At 39.3% G+C, this 16,927-nt stretch carries 11 protein-coding genes; 5 read left to right on the top strand and 6 right to left on the bottom strand.

The window, feature by feature from the left end; genetic code table 11:
* The first annotated feature begins 2 nt into the window (after positions 1–2).
* The 3 genes from AACU33_RS08355 (at position 3) to AACU33_RS08345 (ending at position 2,937) form a co-directional block, all read left to right on the top strand.
* Complete coding sequence (locus tag AACU33_RS08355; protein WP_339375855.1) at positions 3–494, top strand: lipocalin-like domain-containing protein; 492 nt, start codon at positions 3–5, stop codon at positions 492–494.
* A 94-nt stretch (positions 495–588) separates the two neighbouring features.
* Positions 589–1,464 carry an alpha/beta fold hydrolase gene (locus AACU33_RS08350; protein ID WP_096588071.1) on the top strand — a complete coding sequence of 292 codons (876 nt, stop codon included), beginning with the start codon at positions 589–591 and terminating at the stop codon, positions 1,462–1,464.
* Between the two features lie 108 nt (positions 1,465–1,572).
* Positions 1,573–2,937, top strand: coding sequence for an NAD(P)-binding domain-containing protein (locus AACU33_RS08345; RefSeq protein ID WP_096588070.1), 1,365 nt, complete (start codon positions 1,573–1,575; stop codon positions 2,935–2,937).
* Between the two features lie 61 nt (positions 2,938–2,998).
* Here AACU33_RS08345 and AACU33_RS08340 read toward each other — a convergent pair whose 3' ends face one another.
* Positions 2,999–3,367 (bottom strand): response regulator, encoded by a 369-nt coding sequence (locus AACU33_RS08340; RefSeq protein WP_096588069.1) that lies wholly within the window; start codon positions 3,365–3,367, stop codon positions 2,999–3,001.
* Positions 3,368–3,641: 274 nt separating this feature from the next.
* Here AACU33_RS08340 and AACU33_RS08335 point away from each other — a divergent pair, with 274 nt between their 5' ends.
* Complete coding sequence (locus AACU33_RS08335; protein WP_096588068.1) at positions 3,642–5,963, top strand: response regulator; 2,322 nt, start codon at positions 3,642–3,644, stop codon at positions 5,961–5,963.
* A 13-nt stretch (positions 5,964–5,976) separates the two neighbouring features.
* Here AACU33_RS08335 and AACU33_RS08330 read toward each other — a convergent pair whose 3' ends face one another.
* Both AACU33_RS08330 and AACU33_RS08325 read right to left on the bottom strand, forming a co-directional pair.
* On the bottom strand, positions 5,977–11,034 hold the full coding sequence (locus AACU33_RS08330; RefSeq protein ID WP_096588067.1) for a GAF domain-containing protein: 5,058 nt from the start codon (positions 11,032–11,034) through the stop codon (positions 5,977–5,979).
* A 155-nt stretch (positions 11,035–11,189) separates the two neighbouring features.
* Positions 11,190–11,606, bottom strand: a complete 417-nt coding sequence (locus tag AACU33_RS08325) for an ATP-binding protein (protein ID WP_096588066.1) — start codon at positions 11,604–11,606, stop codon at positions 11,190–11,192.
* Positions 11,607–11,753: 147 nt separating this feature from the next.
* Here AACU33_RS08325 and AACU33_RS08320 point away from each other — a divergent pair, with 147 nt between their 5' ends.
* Positions 11,754–12,944 (top strand): PP2C family protein-serine/threonine phosphatase, encoded by a 1,191-nt coding sequence (locus tag AACU33_RS08320; protein ID WP_096588065.1) that lies wholly within the window; start codon positions 11,754–11,756, stop codon positions 12,942–12,944.
* Between the two features lie 5 nt (positions 12,945–12,949).
* Here the strand turns inward: AACU33_RS08320 and AACU33_RS08315 are convergent, their stop codons facing one another.
* The 3 genes from AACU33_RS08315 to AACU33_RS08305 all read right to left on the bottom strand — a co-directional run bounded on the left by AACU33_RS08315 (position 12,950) and on the right by AACU33_RS08305 (position 16,920).
* Positions 12,950–13,279: an STAS domain-containing protein gene (locus AACU33_RS08315; protein ID WP_096588064.1), complete on the bottom strand. Its 330-nt coding sequence runs from the start codon at positions 13,277–13,279 to the stop codon at positions 12,950–12,952.
* Positions 13,280–13,425: 146 nt separating this feature from the next.
* Positions 13,426–15,417: a glycosyltransferase family 2 protein gene (locus AACU33_RS08310; RefSeq protein ID WP_096588063.1), complete on the bottom strand. Its 1,992-nt coding sequence runs from the start codon at positions 15,415–15,417 to the stop codon at positions 13,426–13,428.
* A 72-nt stretch (positions 15,418–15,489) separates the two neighbouring features.
* Positions 15,490–16,920 carry a DUF3131 domain-containing protein gene (locus AACU33_RS08305; RefSeq protein ID WP_339375854.1) on the bottom strand — a complete coding sequence of 477 codons (1,431 nt, stop codon included), beginning with the start codon at positions 16,918–16,920 and terminating at the stop codon, positions 15,490–15,492.
* Between the last annotated feature and the right edge of the window lie 7 nt (positions 16,921–16,927).

Here is a 16,927-nt window from a genome sequence, read left to right as displayed (position 1 = left end):
AAGTGACAAATAATCTGGTAGGTACTTGGAAACTTCTTAGCTGTGAAACTAGAACTGCAAATGGGCAAGTTTTTTATCCTTTAGGAGACAACCCCAGTGGCTACATTATTTATACAGATAATGGCTATGTTTCAGTAGCAATGATGAAAGCGAACCGTCCTCTATTTCAAGCTGGAGATATTGCGGCGGGTACTGTGGAAGAAAAAGTGACTGCGGCTGATAGTTATGTTTCCTATTGTGGAACTTATGAAATTCAAGATAATCGAGTTGTTCATCATGTAGAAGTGAGTTTTTTCCCGAACTGGGTAGGTGCAAATCAAGTCCGATTTTTACAATTAAATGACGATTTATTGACTCTAAGTACACATCCTATACTAGTAAATGGTATTGAGATTGTTGGTAGCTTAATTTGGCAGCGTGTAAGTGACATAAAGCCAGAAAAAGAATTAGTTACATCATATCCAGTTAAAGAATTGTCATTGCGAACGAAGTGAAGCAATCGCAGAGTCCTTGTGATTGCTTCACTCCACTTCGTTGCGCTCGCAATGACATATCATAAGTAATTTGGCGGTCATAATATTACGTCCTATGTCACAGTACATTGAAGTTGGCGAACATAGGTTAACAGCGCTAGGTGCAAATCAAAATCAACCAGGAATACCAATTATTTTTCTACATGGAATAACGCTGTCTGCTAATTTTTGGATAGCCAACTTACCAGCCATAATTAGAGATAATCTACCTTGGTATTCTCTGAGTTTACCCGGTCATTATCCCGACTTCTATCAACCTGAGTTATTAACAGCAGATATGCTAGCCGATATCCTCATGAGTGCAATTCATAAGTTGGTAGGTAAGCAACCAGTGGCTTTAGTGGGATACTCAACAGGTGGGTTTGCGGCTTTAAATCTCGCGGCTAATTTTCCCGAACAAATCAAAGGTGTTTTCTGTATTTCTGGTTTTTCTCAAGCACAATGGCAAGGTTTTTTGGGATGGTTGCAGAGGTTAACTCACAATGGTGCAATGGGTAAGTTAGTTTGTAAAATTCTCTGCAAAGCGTTGATGCTCAATCAAACTAGCTACAAGTTGGGGTGTAGTATGAACGCAGGCGATCGCGCAGCTTATTGGAATGCGCCTACCCTACAAACAACAGTGGACGCAGTGTATCCAGATGTCATCAAACACAATCTCAACAATATTGTTGACTTGTTTGAGTGGTTCGCAAATATGGATATTAGTTCTCTGTTACCCAAGATTCAAGCGCCTACTTTGATTTTGAGTGGCGATCGCGATCCAATTATCCCTCTTGCACACGCAAAATTTCTTGCTAGCCAAATTCCTGACGCTGAACTAATTGTATTGCAGGGTATGGGGCATTTATTTTTTGCAGAGCGATCGCTAGCTTACCAAAATCTTTTGACAAGTTGGATAATAGAAAAGAAGCTATGCATTTCTGAGCAATAAATATTTAGACTAAATCGCTTTTATAGGTTGTATTTTTACGAACCGCAGAGAACGCAGAGAACGCAAAAGAGAAAAGTTTAACAATAGAAATTTTGAGGAATTATTAATATGGTTTTGGATCGCGTTTGTATTATCGGTGCTGGTTCATCCGGAATTGCTGCTGCTAAAATCTTACACGAGCGCGGCATCGCCTTTGATTGCTTTGAAAAAGGTTCTGGGATTGGTGGTAACTGGCGCTACATGAATGATAACGGGATGTCTTCAGCTTATAAGTCCTTGCATATCAATTCATCTAAAGGACAGATGGCTTACTCAGATTTTCCTATGCCAGAGGATTATCCGCAGTATGCCAATCATAGCCAAGTTCTGCAATATTTTGAGTCTTATGTTGACCATTTTGGGTTTCGAGACAAAATCACTTTCAAAACAGAAGTTTCTCGCGTTGCGCCAGTTGGTGATGGTACTTACGATGTGACTATCAAAAACAGCAACGGCGAACGAACTCAGCGTTATGGCGCAGTAATTGTTGCCAACGGTCATCACTGGTGTCCAAATTTGCCTAAGTTCCCAGGAGAATTTACTGGGAAAACAATGCACACCCACGACTATAAAACTCCAGAAGGGATGGATGGCAAGAATATTTTAGTTGTTGGTGTTGGCAATTCAGCCTGTGATATCGCTTGTGAAACTTCACGAGTAGCAAATCAAACTTATCTCTCTACTCGTCGCAGTGCCTATGTTTTACCAAAGTATATTTTAGGCAGAACTCTTGATAGTTATCTCACACCTTTATTTTTCGCATTGCCATTACCGTTGCGGCGATTATATGGTCAAATTTTGTTATATTTAGCGCGCGGGGCGCAATCAGCTTATGGTTTCCCCAATCCCACCCATAAATTCTTAAGCGAACATCCCACAATCTCCTCAGAATTATTAAATTTTGTCGGCTACGGTAGGGTAAAAATTAAACCAAATATCAAAGAACTTGCAGGCGATCGCGTGCGTTTTGAAGATGGTACAGAACTGCCAATAGATATCATTATTTACGGTACAGGTTATAAAATTGCTTTTCCGTTTTTTGACAAAAATTTCATTAATCCCCAAGATAATGAATTTCCTTTGTACAAGCGAGTTGTACATCCAGAACATCCCAATCTTTACTTTATTGGATTGTTGCAACCCATCGGTGCAATTATGCCTTTAGCCGAGTGGCAATCTAAGTGGATTGCTGAAGTAATTGCTGGAAACGTTAGTTTACCAAGCAAAGCAGCGATGTTACAGCATATAGAAAAAGAACGGCGACTGATGCAAAAACAGTATGTCAATTCCAAAAGACACACAATGCAAGTAGATTTTTGCCCTTACATTGATGAAATTAAAAAAGAGATGAAACGGGGACGCAAACGTACAAATAATAATAATTTTCTTTCTCTATTTTCTGGCGATCGCAGTGTAGCAGAACGGTTAGCATGAGTATAAAGGTTGATAGCTTTATTTATAAACCTGTTGAGCTAATCTACAGTTACTCGTAGTTTTAAGTTTGTAGAACCTCATGAACTATGTCAACCAGGTCGTCACTATCAACAGGTTTGTGGATAACTCTATTAACGTTTATATGAGTTAACTTTGGTACAATCATTTGTTTATACGCTGTGATCAGCAAAATAGGTAAATATTGCAAATGTTGATCTTGCCGGATAATTTTAACTACTTCAAAACCATTTAATTCCGGCATCATGACATCTAGCAGTAACAGATCTGGCTTGTGCAATTGAATTTGATTGATGGCTTCTCTACCAGAAGTTGCACACTCAACTTTATATCCTTCCATCTCTAAAATTACTTGAAGGATAATACAGTTATCTACAAGATCGTCACAAATAAGGATGGATTTCCTTAACATTTCTTGGTATTCCTTCAAGGTCTATTTCCTATTTGGCGTATAAGATTTTACTTAGTTATCATATTTTTGAGTAAATTCCAATATTCCCTAATACAATCTTTGGATTTGTACGCTATTCAAAGCGCATTACTATTTCAAAGCGCATTAGTAAATATTAAGAAACCACAAGCGATCGCCAATGTCACGATGGTACAAAAGAACCAATAGATATTATGATGGACGATACAGATCGTAGGTGCATCGATAGACAAGACGGTAACTTAAGTTATTGAACATGAAAATCTTGCTGATCGAAGATGATGAGGTTTTAGTAAATATCTTATTGAATTCTCTAACGCAACAACACTATGTGGTTGACATCGCACAAGATGGCTCTGCTGGTTGGGAATATACTCAAAGTTATAACTACGATTTGATATTAATTGATGTGGGATTGCCCAAACTGGACGGTATTAGTTTATGTCAACGCTTACGTTCTGGTGGCAATTCTACTCCCATCTTGTTAATGACAGCAAAAGATGCAACAAGCGATCGCATTCGTGGACTTGATGCTGGTGCAGATGATTATCTAATTAAACCTTTAGATTTAGGAGAACTGCAAGCCAGGGTAAGGGCACTTTTACGTCGGGCGGATACTCCAGTTTCCTTGGTACTAGAAATTGGCGGATTGCGGCTCGATCCCGGTAGTTGCCAAGTAACATTTAACAGTAAATTGCTAGATTTAACCCCAAAAGAATACAGCCTGTTAGAGCTATTTATCCGCAATCCTACAAGAGTTTTCAGCCGAGGAAATATTATCGAGCATCTCTGGACTTTTGACGATCCGCCTCAAGAAGAAAGTGTAAAATCGCACATTAAAGGCTTGCGACAAAAATTGAAAGCAGCTGGAGCAGTAGACTGGATTGAAAACGTTTATGGTTTGGGATATCGATTAAACCCATCTGTAAAAGAAGCCGGGGAACAGGAAAGCAAGAAGTCAGCTAAACAGGAAACTAGGGGAGAGCCAGAAAAATTACCAATCTCTCAAATTGAACAGCAATTCAACAATGCCATGAGAGGATTGTGGCATCAATATGAAGGGCTGATGCAACAACGAATAACAGTATTGCAACAAGCAGCCACCGCACTCTCTAGCAATTTAACTCAGGAGTTACGCCAATCCGCAGAAAAAGAAGCGCACAAGCTGGCTGGCGTTTTGGGAATGTTTGAGCAAGACACTGGTACTCAGATAGCGAGAGAAATTGAACAGACTCTCAGCAAAAATGCTGAGTTGTCTGCTGCCCAAAAAAGTCAGTTGCGATCGCAAATTCAAGAATTGGGTAATTTAATCAACTTGATGGGACAAAAGCTCAATTCTACTAATAACGCGATCGCAGAAGAAATTACTACGCGATTGTTACTAATTGACCCTAATCCTCAACTCGGTTCTCAATTACAACAACTCGTTCAAAATTTAGGAATAAACTGGCAGCAAATTACTAAGTTAGAGGATGCAAAAAACCTACTGCAAACTACATCACCAGATTTAGTAGTACTAAATGTTGGTGAAGTGGGATGTCGGCAAGCAAGTTTGGCACTTTTATCAGATTTAGCCACCCGTACTCCTCCTGTACCCGTGCTGGTACTGGCTGCTGCTGACGAACTAGTAGAACGCGTAACTTTGGCTCAGTATGGGGCACGAGGTTTTTTAGCCAAGCCTGTTACAGCTGCTCAGATTTGGAATAGTTCATCTCAACTATTACAGCGTACCCATTCTCTAAGGCTAAATATTTTAGTCGTGGATGACGATCCGGTGGTTTTAGCTGCATTACGCCCAATGTTAGAACCTTGGGGTATGCGGATTGTCGGATTGGATGAACCGTTGCGTTTCTGGGAGGTACTGCAATCTACCAAACCAGATTTGTTGATTTTGGATGTAGAGATGCCCGAAATTAGTGGGATAGAACTGTGCCAAGCAGTACGTACCGATCCCCAATGGCAAGAATTACCAATTGTGTTTCTCACTGCACACCGGGACATAGAAACCGTGCAACAGGTATTTGCTGTTGGGGGAGATGACTATGTAGTTAAACCGGTTGTAGGGGCAGAACTTTTGGCACGCATTACCCATCGCCTAGAACGCAGTCGCCTACTTCAGTCGCTTTCTACCAAAGACCCCCAAACTGGACTAGCAAATCAGTTACAATCTAGCCGCGATTTGCAGCAGTTGCTTGTTCAAGCCGAGAAACATCAACATTCAGTTTGTTTGGCGATATTGAGTATGAGTGATTTACGCCAAATTAATAGCCAGTACGGTCATGAAACTGGTAATCAGGTATTGCAACGATGGAGTCGTCTATTTCAATCGGCATTTTGTAGTGGTGAGGTGCTAGGTTATTGGGGCAATGGAGAATTTATCGTTGGGGTTTCTGGGTTAACAAAAACAGAAGTAAAAGACCGTCTTGGTGATATTTTAACTACCCTGCGCCAGCAAATATACGCAACCCCAGAAGGCGATCGCTTTCAAGTAGCTTGCAATTTTGCTGTGGTTGAGTATCCCAATGATGGACACAACATTCAATTGCTATATCAAGTTGCTATTGAGCGATCGCAGTGAGAGCAATAACAACTTACAGCTTCTGGCTGGCTATGACAAAGCTTTGAATATGGTTAAAAACTGCTTCTATCTCTGCGATTAATTCACTACTACCTCGATCCGCTTGCTGATGAGCTAATTGTTCTAGTTTGTCAGCAGCTAGAGACATAGTTGTCGCCCCGATATTAGCGCTAGCACCTTTAATCTGATGGACTTCTTTAGCCATTTGCTGAAAATCACTAGTAGCGATCGCCACTTTTATAAACTCTAAACGAGACTGAACATCTTCAACAAATAATTGCAATAAATGCATTTCAAAATCGCCATCATTTTCTGAAATCTGATGTAAGTGTTCCCAATCAATTAATAAATCAACTAAATCAGGTTTTGTATTATTAATTGTATTTTCTGATATGATTAACTCTGATGTTGCTAGTATAACTTTGCTCCAATTTTCTAACATTGCTGCCAAATTTTCTTTGATAACAGGCTTACTTAAATAGTCGTCCATGCCTGCATCTAAACACATTTGTCTGTCTTCTTTCATGGCATTAGCAGTCATTGCAATTACTATAGGACGACGGTGTTTAGCAAAGAAACTCTCTTGCCGACGATGAATTTCTTTTGTGGTTTCTAAACCATCGAGGACTGGCATTTGACAATCCATCAAAATTAAATCGTAAGGAACTATTTCTAATAATTGCAGAACTTCTTGCCCATTGGCAGCTACATCGGCATGGTAGCCAAGACTTTGAAGTTGCTTCAAGGCTACTTTTTGATTTACTAAATTATCCTCAGCTAGTAAGATTCTTAACTTAGAAGAGCTATTAGCAAAACTCTCGGATTTTTGTCCTAAATTTTTCATTCCACCTTCAGGCTTAATAACTTTCAAATTCTCTTGTACCAGTTCATCTTTAGTTGCTAAAACATTCATAATAGTATCGAGAAGTCGCGATGCTTTCAGGGGTTTAACTAAATAAGCAGCAAATCCTATCTTGAGCGCTCGATCTACTTCATCTCGTTGATTAGTAGAAGTAAGCATAATTAAAGGTGTTTGAGCAATAGCAAAATTGGCTTTAATTTGTTCTCCCAATTGCAGACCATCTGTTTGAGGCATCTGCATATCAACTAAGACAACATCATAAGGCTTGTTTTGCTGACAAGCTGCTATCATAGCGCTCAGGGCATTATCGGCACTATCTGCTTTATCTACCTGCATTCCCCAACGAGTAGCTTGATGGTAAATAATTTTGCGATTAGTGGCATTGTCATCAACCACCAACAAACGGCGATCGCTCAATATTCCACACTCATCTATCCTGGTAATAGGTTCTTGTTGTTTGGCAAAAGGAATCTCAAACCAAAACTTTGAGCCTTCGCCTAACTGACTTTCTACGCCAATTTCTCCTGCCATTAAGGTGACAAGTTGCTTGCATATCGCTAATCCCAAACCTGTACCACCATACTTGCGAGTCGTGGAAGCATCTACTTGAGTAAAGGGAGCAAAAAGTTTGCGTTGGTCTTCTGTGGTAATGCCAAGACCGGTATCTGTGATGGTAAAGCGGATATTAGCTGTAATGCTAGTTTCCCATTGCAATTCTGCTCGGACTACGACCTCTCCAGTACTAGTGAACTTGATCGCATTATTAATCAGGTTCATCAGAACTTGTCGTAGACGAGTAGCATCTCCTTGCAGGTGAGTCGGAACGTTACGATAAATTAACGCAGCAATTTCTAATCCCTTCTGATGAGCTTGGGGAGCTAATAAATCTAGTACCTCTTCCACACAGGTTGATAGATCGAAATTCAGAGTTTCTAAAGCCATTTCCCCAGCTTCAAGTTTGGAGAGATCCAAAATCTCGTTAATCAGGCTTAAAAGGGCATCGCCGCTAATACGAATTGTCTCTATGAAGTCTCGCTGTTCCTGATTGAGGGAAGTTTCCAACATCAAGCCAGTCATCCCCAATACGGCATTCATAGGAGTACGAATTTCATGACTCATATTGGCTAAAAAAGCACTTTTGGCTTGAGAAGCTAACTCTGCTTGATGACGAGCAATTTCCAATTCTTGTCGCTGTTGAGTTTCTATTTCTAATAATTGGGCTTGGGCTATGGCAATGCCTACTTGGTCTGCGATTTGACGTAAAAGATGAGTTTCAAAGCTTGACCAGTGGCGAAAAGAGGCGCACTGATGAACGATTAACAAACCACAAAGTTCTTCTTTGACGAGTATGGGTATGACTAAATTGGCTTTAACCCCAAGCTTTTGCAGTAATTCTAGATGACTTTGTTGAAGACCGATCGCATCCAAATTAGCGATCGCGTCAATTTGCTTTTGTCGGTATTGTTGTAGATAGTATTGTTGTTGATATTCTGTTTGCAAGTAGGAGTCAGCAATATTTTGTGCTTTAATTGCTGGCTGGCCAGCAACTACTGCCTCAATTAAAATACTTCCACACCCATCTGGAGACAGCTGATAAATTAAAACTCGGTCAGTTTGGAGAATCTTTTGAACTTCTGTGACACTAATTTGCAGAATTTCTTCAATTTGCAAAGATTGGCGAATCTTGAGGGTGATTTCTGTAAATAATTGCGATCGCAAGTTTTGGCGTTGCAATTCCTCCTTGGCTTGCTGGCGCTGAATAAACTGCCCTACTTGTTCGCCAATCGAATTCATGATTTTTACCAAATCTGCATCGTATTGCTGAATCTGATGGCTAAAGCAGGCGATCGCACCTAGGATTTTGTGTTCGCTCCGAATAGGAAAACCAAAAGCACCATGCAATCCTGCTTGTTGAGCAATCTGGTTTCGCAAAAAGTTCATATCGCTAACGACATCAATTAGCCAAACAGGTTCGCCACTAGCCCAAACACGGCCGGGTAATCCGATTCCTGGTGCAAACGTGATTTCTTGACTCAGTTTTTTAAACTCGTGCATATCCAAAGAATCGCTATGCCACAAATCAAGAAAATCAAGTACATTTGCTTGTTGGTTTACCATCCAAATTTCGCTCACATCCCATCCCAAGCTTTCACAGATAGCTTGCAGTATTTGGGAAGTGGCTTCGGAGATTGAATTAGACTCTGCTAAAACGCGAGTAATAGCATATTGTGCTATGAGATGCTTTTGGGCGCGTTTGCGTTCTGTAATGTCCTGGGCGCTTCCCATGACTTGATGTGGCGTACCATCCGCGCGGCGTTTAAAAACCGTTTCCCGATGCCAAAGCCAACGCCACTCACCACTGATATGCTTGATCCGTTGCTCGAATTCTACTATTTCCCCGTCTGGCATATTCGGGAACTGCTGGTAATAAAGCATCCTAATTTGTAGATCGTCAGGATGAATAATTGTTGGTAACAAGTTTGCACCTATTTTCGCAGCATCTTCTGGGCTATAACCTACAAATTCCCCTAGATTTTTGTTAGTATAGATGCCCGTCATAGTATCCAAATCTAATACATAGATCATGCTGGTGGAGTTTTCTGTGACACTCTCAGCAAAACGCTTGCTTTCACGCAGTGCTGCTTCTGCTTGTTTGCTATCGGTGATGTCTATGCCTGTACCAATGATGTATTCTACAGAGCCTTCGTAGTCTTGAAGAATGGTATTTGACCAGGAAATTAATCGCAGGCTACCATCTTTAGTTCGCCAAGAACTTTCATAGTTGTGAGATGTTGGTGAAATATGTCCTGCTCTTAACTGCTCAAAGATTGCTTTGACTGGCTCTACTTCTTCCAGGACTAAAAACAAATTCCAAAAATATCTATCCCTAACTTCATCAAAAGAGTAACCAGTTATTTGCTCGCAAGCTTGATTAAAGCGAACAATTTTTCCTTGTGGGTTGAGAACTATGACTAAAGCGCTGACCGTATCTAGCACTGCTGAGATAAAATTACGCTCTTCGTGCAGAGTGTCTTCTACAGTTTTTCGTTGGGTGAACTCACAATAAATTAAATAGTAAATTACGCCCAGAGTGAAGAAACTTGAGCAGATAGCGATCGCAATAATCGAGATTGTATTATTGGCGCTAGCTTTGACAATTTGCGATCGCTGTTGCAGTAACTCCCTTTCCTTTTGTTCCATATCATAGATAACCTTACGGATATCATCCATCAGGTTCTTTCCCCGATCTGTGAGGATTACTTGCAATGCTGCATCAAATCCTTTTTGCTGACGCAACTCGATAGTTTGCTTGAGTTCGTTAAGTTTAGCGGCTAATAGTGGTTTGAGTACTTCAATTTGTTGTTGTTGATATTTATCGGCTGTTAAATTTCTCAGATTTTGAATTTCTTGCTCCACTTCTGCAAGTGTAGCCTGATAAGGTTTAAGATAACGCTCTTGTCCTGTCAGGATGTAACCGCGTTGCCCAGTTTCAACATCCTTTATATGGGATAGCAATGCTTCTAAACTATTGATTGTTTCTTGAGTTGTTTTAACTTGGTTATTGCTATTAATTAAAACTGTTGTGCTGCGATAAGAAACTAAGCCAATCAACACTAAAATTACTGATGCTAACCCAAAGCCACCCGCAACTCTTTTAAAAAAATGCTTACGTAACTTTTCTACCTGTTTGCGTCGATTAGTTACGAGTACCAAATTTGCTAAATTACGTCGCATTTCCATTTGTTTAATGACTTGGCGACCGAGAATTTTTAAAGCTTCAACTTGTTCCGGAGTCAGGTTTCTAGGTACGTAGTCAATCACGCAAAGCGTTCCTAACGCATAGCCTTCAGGGTTGGTTAAAGGTACACCAGCATAAAAGCGAATATTAGGGTCAGAAGTAACTAACGGATTTGTCGCAAATCTTTCGTCGGTTGTAGCATCGGGTACAGTAAAAACATTAGATTGGAGAATTGCATGGGCGCAAAATGCTATATCTCTAGGTGTTTCTAGCGCATCTAGCCCAACTTTTGATTTAAACCACTGACGATTTTTATCAACTAAACTGACTAAAGCAATGGGAGTTCCACAAATATATGATGCTAAACGCGTGAGATCGTCAAATGCTGCTTCAGATGGAGTATCGAGAACTTTGTACTCTAAAAGCGCCTCAATTCTTTGTGCTTCGTTATCAGGTAATGGTACTGTCATTCTTATATAGGAAGGGAAAACGTTTTTTATTTTTGTTGATTTTTTAAGTATTTGTAGGGTGGGCAATGCCTATTAATTCTGAATTAAAAATATTTTTAACCGATAGATATTTGTAAAATATCTATTTATACCTATTTTATAGATTGCAACTCAAATTAGTAAAATTTACTCATAAATAAACAGTAGCGATTTTCTGCTATCTGTTCGTAACTTAAATTATCAGCTAGTTTTGACATAATTTTTAAACCACGTCCGCGTTCTCGATCGTTCTCCTCAAATTCAGATACTTCTTGTAATTTTTGTTCTAAATTAAAAGGTTTACCTTGAGAAAATATCCGTATTTCTATAGATTCATGAGAACGAAAAACCTCTATATTGATAGGAGTTTGTACTGATAAATTTTTGTGAGCGTGTTCAACAATATTAGTAAAGCCTTCTATTATCAATGTTTGACATTGCCACCAGATTTCTTTGTTAATTAAAGGTGGTTGATTAATTTGTTCAAACCAAGATAGAACTTGAGATAAAACTGTAATATCTGTATTAGTTTGTAGGAAAAATCTATTAGCCACTGTAATTAATACTCACACATTTGTTTAATCATAATCGAAAATAATTTATTTAATTTAAGTATTTTCACTATACATTTACTATGAAATTATATGTAATTTGAAAGAAAGCAATTATTTAATTATCTGTGTATTTATACTTTCTGAGATATGGTGAGAATTTTAGTTATTGATGATGACCCAATTGTCAGAGCAGCACTAAATAGAACACTACAAAAACAGGGTTATGAGACTACTGTTGTCAGTAGTGGAGAGGAAGGAATTACACAAGCACGATTGCTACGTCCGGCTTTAATTATCTGTGATTGGGTTATGTCACAGTTAGATGGATTAGAAGTATGTCGTCAAATTAAAGCAGATCCAGAGTTAACCACTACTTTTTTTATTTTGCTAACTGCTAAAGGTGCGGCTCCAGGGGAGGAGGAAGATAGAGTCAGAGGATTGGATGCGGGAGCAGATGAGTTTGTTTCTAAACCCATACAGATGAGTGAATTAAAAGCACGGGTAAGAGCAGGGCTGAGGTTATATCAACTAAATCAAGATTTACAAAGTAAAAAACAAGCTTTAGAAATACTCAATCAAAATTTGCAAACCCAAAAGCAAATTTTAGAAGCAGAATTGGCTGAGGCGGCTGATTATGTGCGATCGCTTTTACCTTCACCACTTCAAGGTACAGTAACGACAGAAGCGTTATTTGTTCCCTCAGCCCAGCTAGGCGGTGATTGCTTCGACTATTACTGGCTGGATGACGAGCATTTAGCAATTTATTTGTTAGATGTATCGGGACATGGGGTAGGTTCTGCTTTGCTATCTGTATCTGTATTGAATATTTTGCGATCGCAATCCCTCACTAACACTAACTTTTACCAACCTAGCGAAGTTCTCAAAGCACTTAATCACGCTTTTCAAATGAGAAATCACGGTGATAAATACTTCACCATTTGGTATGGAGTTTATCACCGTTGTAAACGTCAACTTATTTACGCCAACGCCGGACATCCTCCAGCTTTACTTTTATCCAGTACATCTGCAAGCAGCTTTCAAGTTACAAAACTCAGTTCTCTAAATTTGCCAATAGGCTTTTTGCCTGATGTTGAATTTGAAGATGCTGTATTTGATGTTGAAAAAGATAGCAGTCTCTACATCTTTAGTGATGGAGTTTATGAAATCAATCAGCCAGACGGTAAGATTTGGGGAATTAATGCTTTCATTGATTTACTAATCAAATATAGCAATGTTAATAACTGTCATCTAAAACAAGTTTTAGAACAAATTATCGCATTAAATTACCAACAAAATCTGGAAGATGATTTTTCGTTGCTAAAAATATTCTTTAATTAAATTACCTACTCTTTCGCAGCTAAAAACTGACGATTGAAGTCCTCTTGGTCTACAAATGCTTGAAAAATTCTATCCATTTTAGTCAGTTCAAATAACATCCTAACTTGGTCATTAATAGAACAGACAAAAAGTTTAGCATTAGCATTGCGTACCGCTTGCATTGCCGATACTAAAGAACCCAAGCCTGAACTGTTAACAAAGCTAACTCCTTTCATATCTATTAATAAAATCTCAGTACCATCAGCTAGGATATCGTTAACTTCGCGACGCAACTCATTACCTTTAATTCCATCTAATATTCCAGACAATTCAATTGTTTTCATGTTTGCAGGCATACATTATTTACCTTCTTAACTCGTCAAAATTTATACTTTATATTTTGGCATTTGGAAAATAAAACCGCAAGTTATATTAATTCGGAAATAATGTGCTATTAGATTAGCTCCCCGACTTCTTAAAGAAGTCGGGGAGCTGATGTATTTTATGACTCCTTTGCAGGCTGCCAAACAGATGCACGAATAATAGCCCACAAAAGCAACAAGTTATAAACAGCCCAGGCACTATTTAGTAAGTGAACCCAAGGATTATTAAGATGACCAGTGGCAAAGAGGTAAACGCTCCAAAGTATTCCTAATATCGTCAAGGTAAATATAACCAGTTGCGGCCAAACTAGTCGGAGATAAATACCCGATTGCCTTTGCTTAGGTGTAACTTGAAAATTCAGTTTTTGTCCTGTAAATACACTCCAAACAGCTTGAATTAACAAAGGAAATAAGGCGATCGCGTATTGCTCAGAGCGCCAAACTTCACTAGCAGGAATACCCCAAGTAGCTGCTAAAAAGGTCAAGCGATTGATAATAAATGCTGGGAAGAAGTGTAGAGCAAAATCAGAGCCATAGCTTTTAACAGGAACAATTTCTGTGAAGAAATAAATAATTGGACAAGCAATAAAAATTAGGGTAGCAAAACCAGAAAAATAACTATACATCGTCTTAAAATATTGCAGACGTTGCCAGAATGTTAGCCCTGATTTTGTTAGGGGATTTTCTCTCAATAGAACTTGGATAGTTCCTTGCGCCCAGCGTAATCGCTGTTTTAAAGTTGAACTAAGATCGTCCGGTGCTAAACCTTCTGCCAAAAGTTCGTTGTGATAAATAGATTTCCAACCAGCACCATGCAAACGCATGGCTGTATTCATATCTTCTGTAATACTGTTGCTAGATACACCACCGACTAACTGAAATTCATCTAATCGTTTTTCATCTTTGCTAAACTCATCAGCAAAATATTGCAGTCCAACATTAATTAATGCTTCCCGGCGCAGAATGGCATTTGTTCCTGTATAAAAAGCGGCATTCATGCCATCTTTGCCTTGTTGCAGCGGCCCGTAAAATAAACTTGCTCGATGTCCAAAAGGGTCGCCCGCAGGAATGTTATAAAAATCCTGGGGTGTCTGGACAAAAGCAATACGATTTTGCTCATATTTACCTGTAAACAGATTGTAGCTATAAAAATATGGCAAAACTCGTTTGAGAAATTGAGGTTTGGGTATGTGATCTGCATCTAAAGTTAAAATAAATTCTCCAGAAGTTTCTCCAGAGAAAATCGCATAATTGAGATTACCGGCTTTAGCGTGGTGCGGTACGCCAGCAGGTTTAGGACGAGCAATGTAACGAAATCGAGTCAGTTCAACTAATTCTAATTCTTTTTGATGAATAGCTGCTTCTAAAGCTTGCCTTTCAGTTTTGAGGCGTTCAGCAATACTTTGATGAGTGGGGGGTAGCCAAAGAATTAATTCTCGCAGACTTTGGAAAACCGATCCGATAGTCTTTTCTTCTGAACTGTGAACTTGTGCTAATGATGATTCTTGCAACCACTGTTCAGCTGCTTGAACATTAGGTTTGAGATTTTCTAATTGTTGCAGGCGTGCTACTAACAAAGAGCGTTCTGTATCAATTCGATTCACTTCTTGTTGTAGTAGTGGTGTTTGCAAATCTGCAATACATAACTTTTCTGTCATGGCTCTCATAGCCGCAGAATTACCATCATCTAGCACATAAACTCGCAATTTGTTGGCAGGGTAATCTATTGCTAGAGCTGCCTGCGCAGTTTGTTCTACTATTTCTGGCGGTTCGTTGTAACAAGTGATAAATACATCTACACTCGGCCAGTCGGATTTTGGCAAAGGTGGAGTCATCAGATCGAGTGGCTTAATCTGCCTAACTAAAGGCCGCCACAACCCGATAACAAACATTACACCACCAAAATAGCTATAGATTTCTGCTAACAGCAAGGGAATCGAAAGCCACAGTGCATCAAAGTTTATTGAATGAGTAATTCGCCATTGTAAATACCAGATCCCAAAAATTAAATTTATTTCTGCTAGGTAGCGAAATAATAAAGTTCTTTTTTTTAAAATTGAGCGACTGTTGCCCGAAAAATTGTTGGAATTATCAATCGATATAGTAGTCATTATATTTATAGGTTTTGAGGTAAAAAGTTGGGTAGAAGTTTATATCCTTGACTTCGTTAAAGAGTCTGAAATCTAGTATTTTGTGAATGATTTATTACCTCCTAATGCTATTGGTTGTTGACCTTGCGCTTGATAAAGCAAGCTCTCTAAAACGATCGCATTCGTATTTAAATCAACGGAAGTATTTACACCTAATTGAGGATTTTCATACTTCCCGGAAAAGAAACCGCGACTTTGTTCAGAAAGATTCTGCACAAAGTCTCGTAGCTTTTTGGTGTAAGGTTCATTTGGCATGAGAGCAAACCACGAAAATGCTGCTTTGGTGCTGACAAATCGTAATTGCGGATAGGCTTCTCCTCTACTATTCACGGCTTGCCAAGCTCGATCGTTGGAATAGACGCTGTAATACAAAAAATAAGGAGGACGATCTAATGAATCTTCATTTACAGCCGTTATAATTCCAGTGCGTTGAAATCTTTGTGCTTGCACTTGGAAAAGATTTTGCACTTGAGGTTTAATATCATTAGTCCAACCTAGTTCTAAACCCCATAGTAAATAAGGGTCATTTGTTAAGTAATTGGTGGCATGGGAATTTTGCAGATTGCGTCTATCGACTTTTAGGGCAATACCATCTACTTGAACTGTGTGAACTGGTGGATTATATAAAGCATTTGCAGCTTGAATGTTCCACAGTTTTAAGCTAAGAGCCGCATATTGTTCGTAGCCTAATCTTCCTTCTTGAACTTCATGAATTTTTCCGTTAGTTCCAGTAATTGCACCATTTAACCAACCATTCTTAACCAGTTTGGTTAAATGCCAACGAGAAACAATGCGGTTAATGCGATCGCTATATTCTGGATAATGCGATCGCATTATATGCAAACCCAATAAAAATCTCCCCATATCCAACGCTGACCAACCACTAATACCCTTGGGATCGGGTTTGTTATTAAGTTGGCGCATTTCGGCAGTATTGGTGCTATAAGCTTTGTTTGGTAAACCAGTCTCCGGTAGCGGTAATTTCTCTAAGGTGTTGAGTAATGCCTGCATTCGCTGCTCAAACACATCTTTTGGTAATAACCCTAACTGCCTAGCTGCATGAATACCTAATAAAGCACTACCTTGATCCCACCAAGTTGTCCAATGATAATTATCTCCAGAATTAACTAAACCTGTTTGGCTATTCCAATTGCGCTCAAAATACTTCCAAGCTGTCTGAGCAGCTATGCGATCGGTTTTTTCTGTAAAGCGTGGTGGGGTAATGATTGCAGGCGCAGGTAAAGTTGGTTTTGCTGTCGGAATAGCTGGAGTAACAGCAGGAATTACACGTGCTGGTGTAGATGATGGCGTTGGTGATTCTGGCTCAGGATTAAAATTATCGGGCGCAGCGATTAATTGCCGATGTTGTTCAATCTTTATATCAAAACATTCCCCTATCTTGTGAGTCGGGGAACCTGGGGATTCCTGAGTTATGTTTGCACATAAAACGGTTGACAGAAGCACACTGGTT

This window comes from Calothrix sp. NIES-2098 (assembly GCF_963875125.1).
Classification (GTDB): domain Bacteria; phylum Cyanobacteriota; class Cyanobacteriia; order Cyanobacteriales; family Nostocaceae; genus Aulosira.
This window is presented reverse-complemented; position numbering and strand designations above follow the sequence as displayed.

Excerpts from the sequence above, each read along its gene's own strand:
- AACU33_RS08335 (WP_096588068.1), top strand. The coding sequence starts at position 3,642 with ATGAAAATCTTGCTGATCGAAGATGATGAGGTTTTAGTAAATATCTTA.
- AACU33_RS08345 (WP_096588070.1), top strand. The coding sequence starts at position 1,573 with ATGGTTTTGGATCGCGTTTGTATTATCGGTGCTGGTTCATCCGGAATT.
- AACU33_RS08330 (WP_096588067.1), bottom strand. The coding sequence starts at position 11,034 with ATGACAGTACCATTACCTGATAACGAAGCACAAAGAATTGAGGCGCTT.
- AACU33_RS08320 (WP_096588065.1), top strand. The coding sequence starts at position 11,754 with ATGGTGAGAATTTTAGTTATTGATGATGACCCAATTGTCAGAGCAGCA.
- AACU33_RS08310 (WP_096588063.1), bottom strand. The coding sequence starts at position 15,417 with ATGACTACTATATCGATTGATAATTCCAACAATTTTTCGGGCAACAGT.
- AACU33_RS08315 (WP_096588064.1), bottom strand. The coding sequence starts at position 13,279 with ATGCCTGCAAACATGAAAACAATTGAATTGTCTGGAATATTAGATGGA.
- AACU33_RS08340 (WP_096588069.1), bottom strand. The coding sequence starts at position 3,367 with ATGTTAAGGAAATCCATCCTTATTTGTGACGATCTTGTAGATAACTGT.
- AACU33_RS08350 (WP_096588071.1), top strand. The coding sequence starts at position 589 with ATGTCACAGTACATTGAAGTTGGCGAACATAGGTTAACAGCGCTAGGT.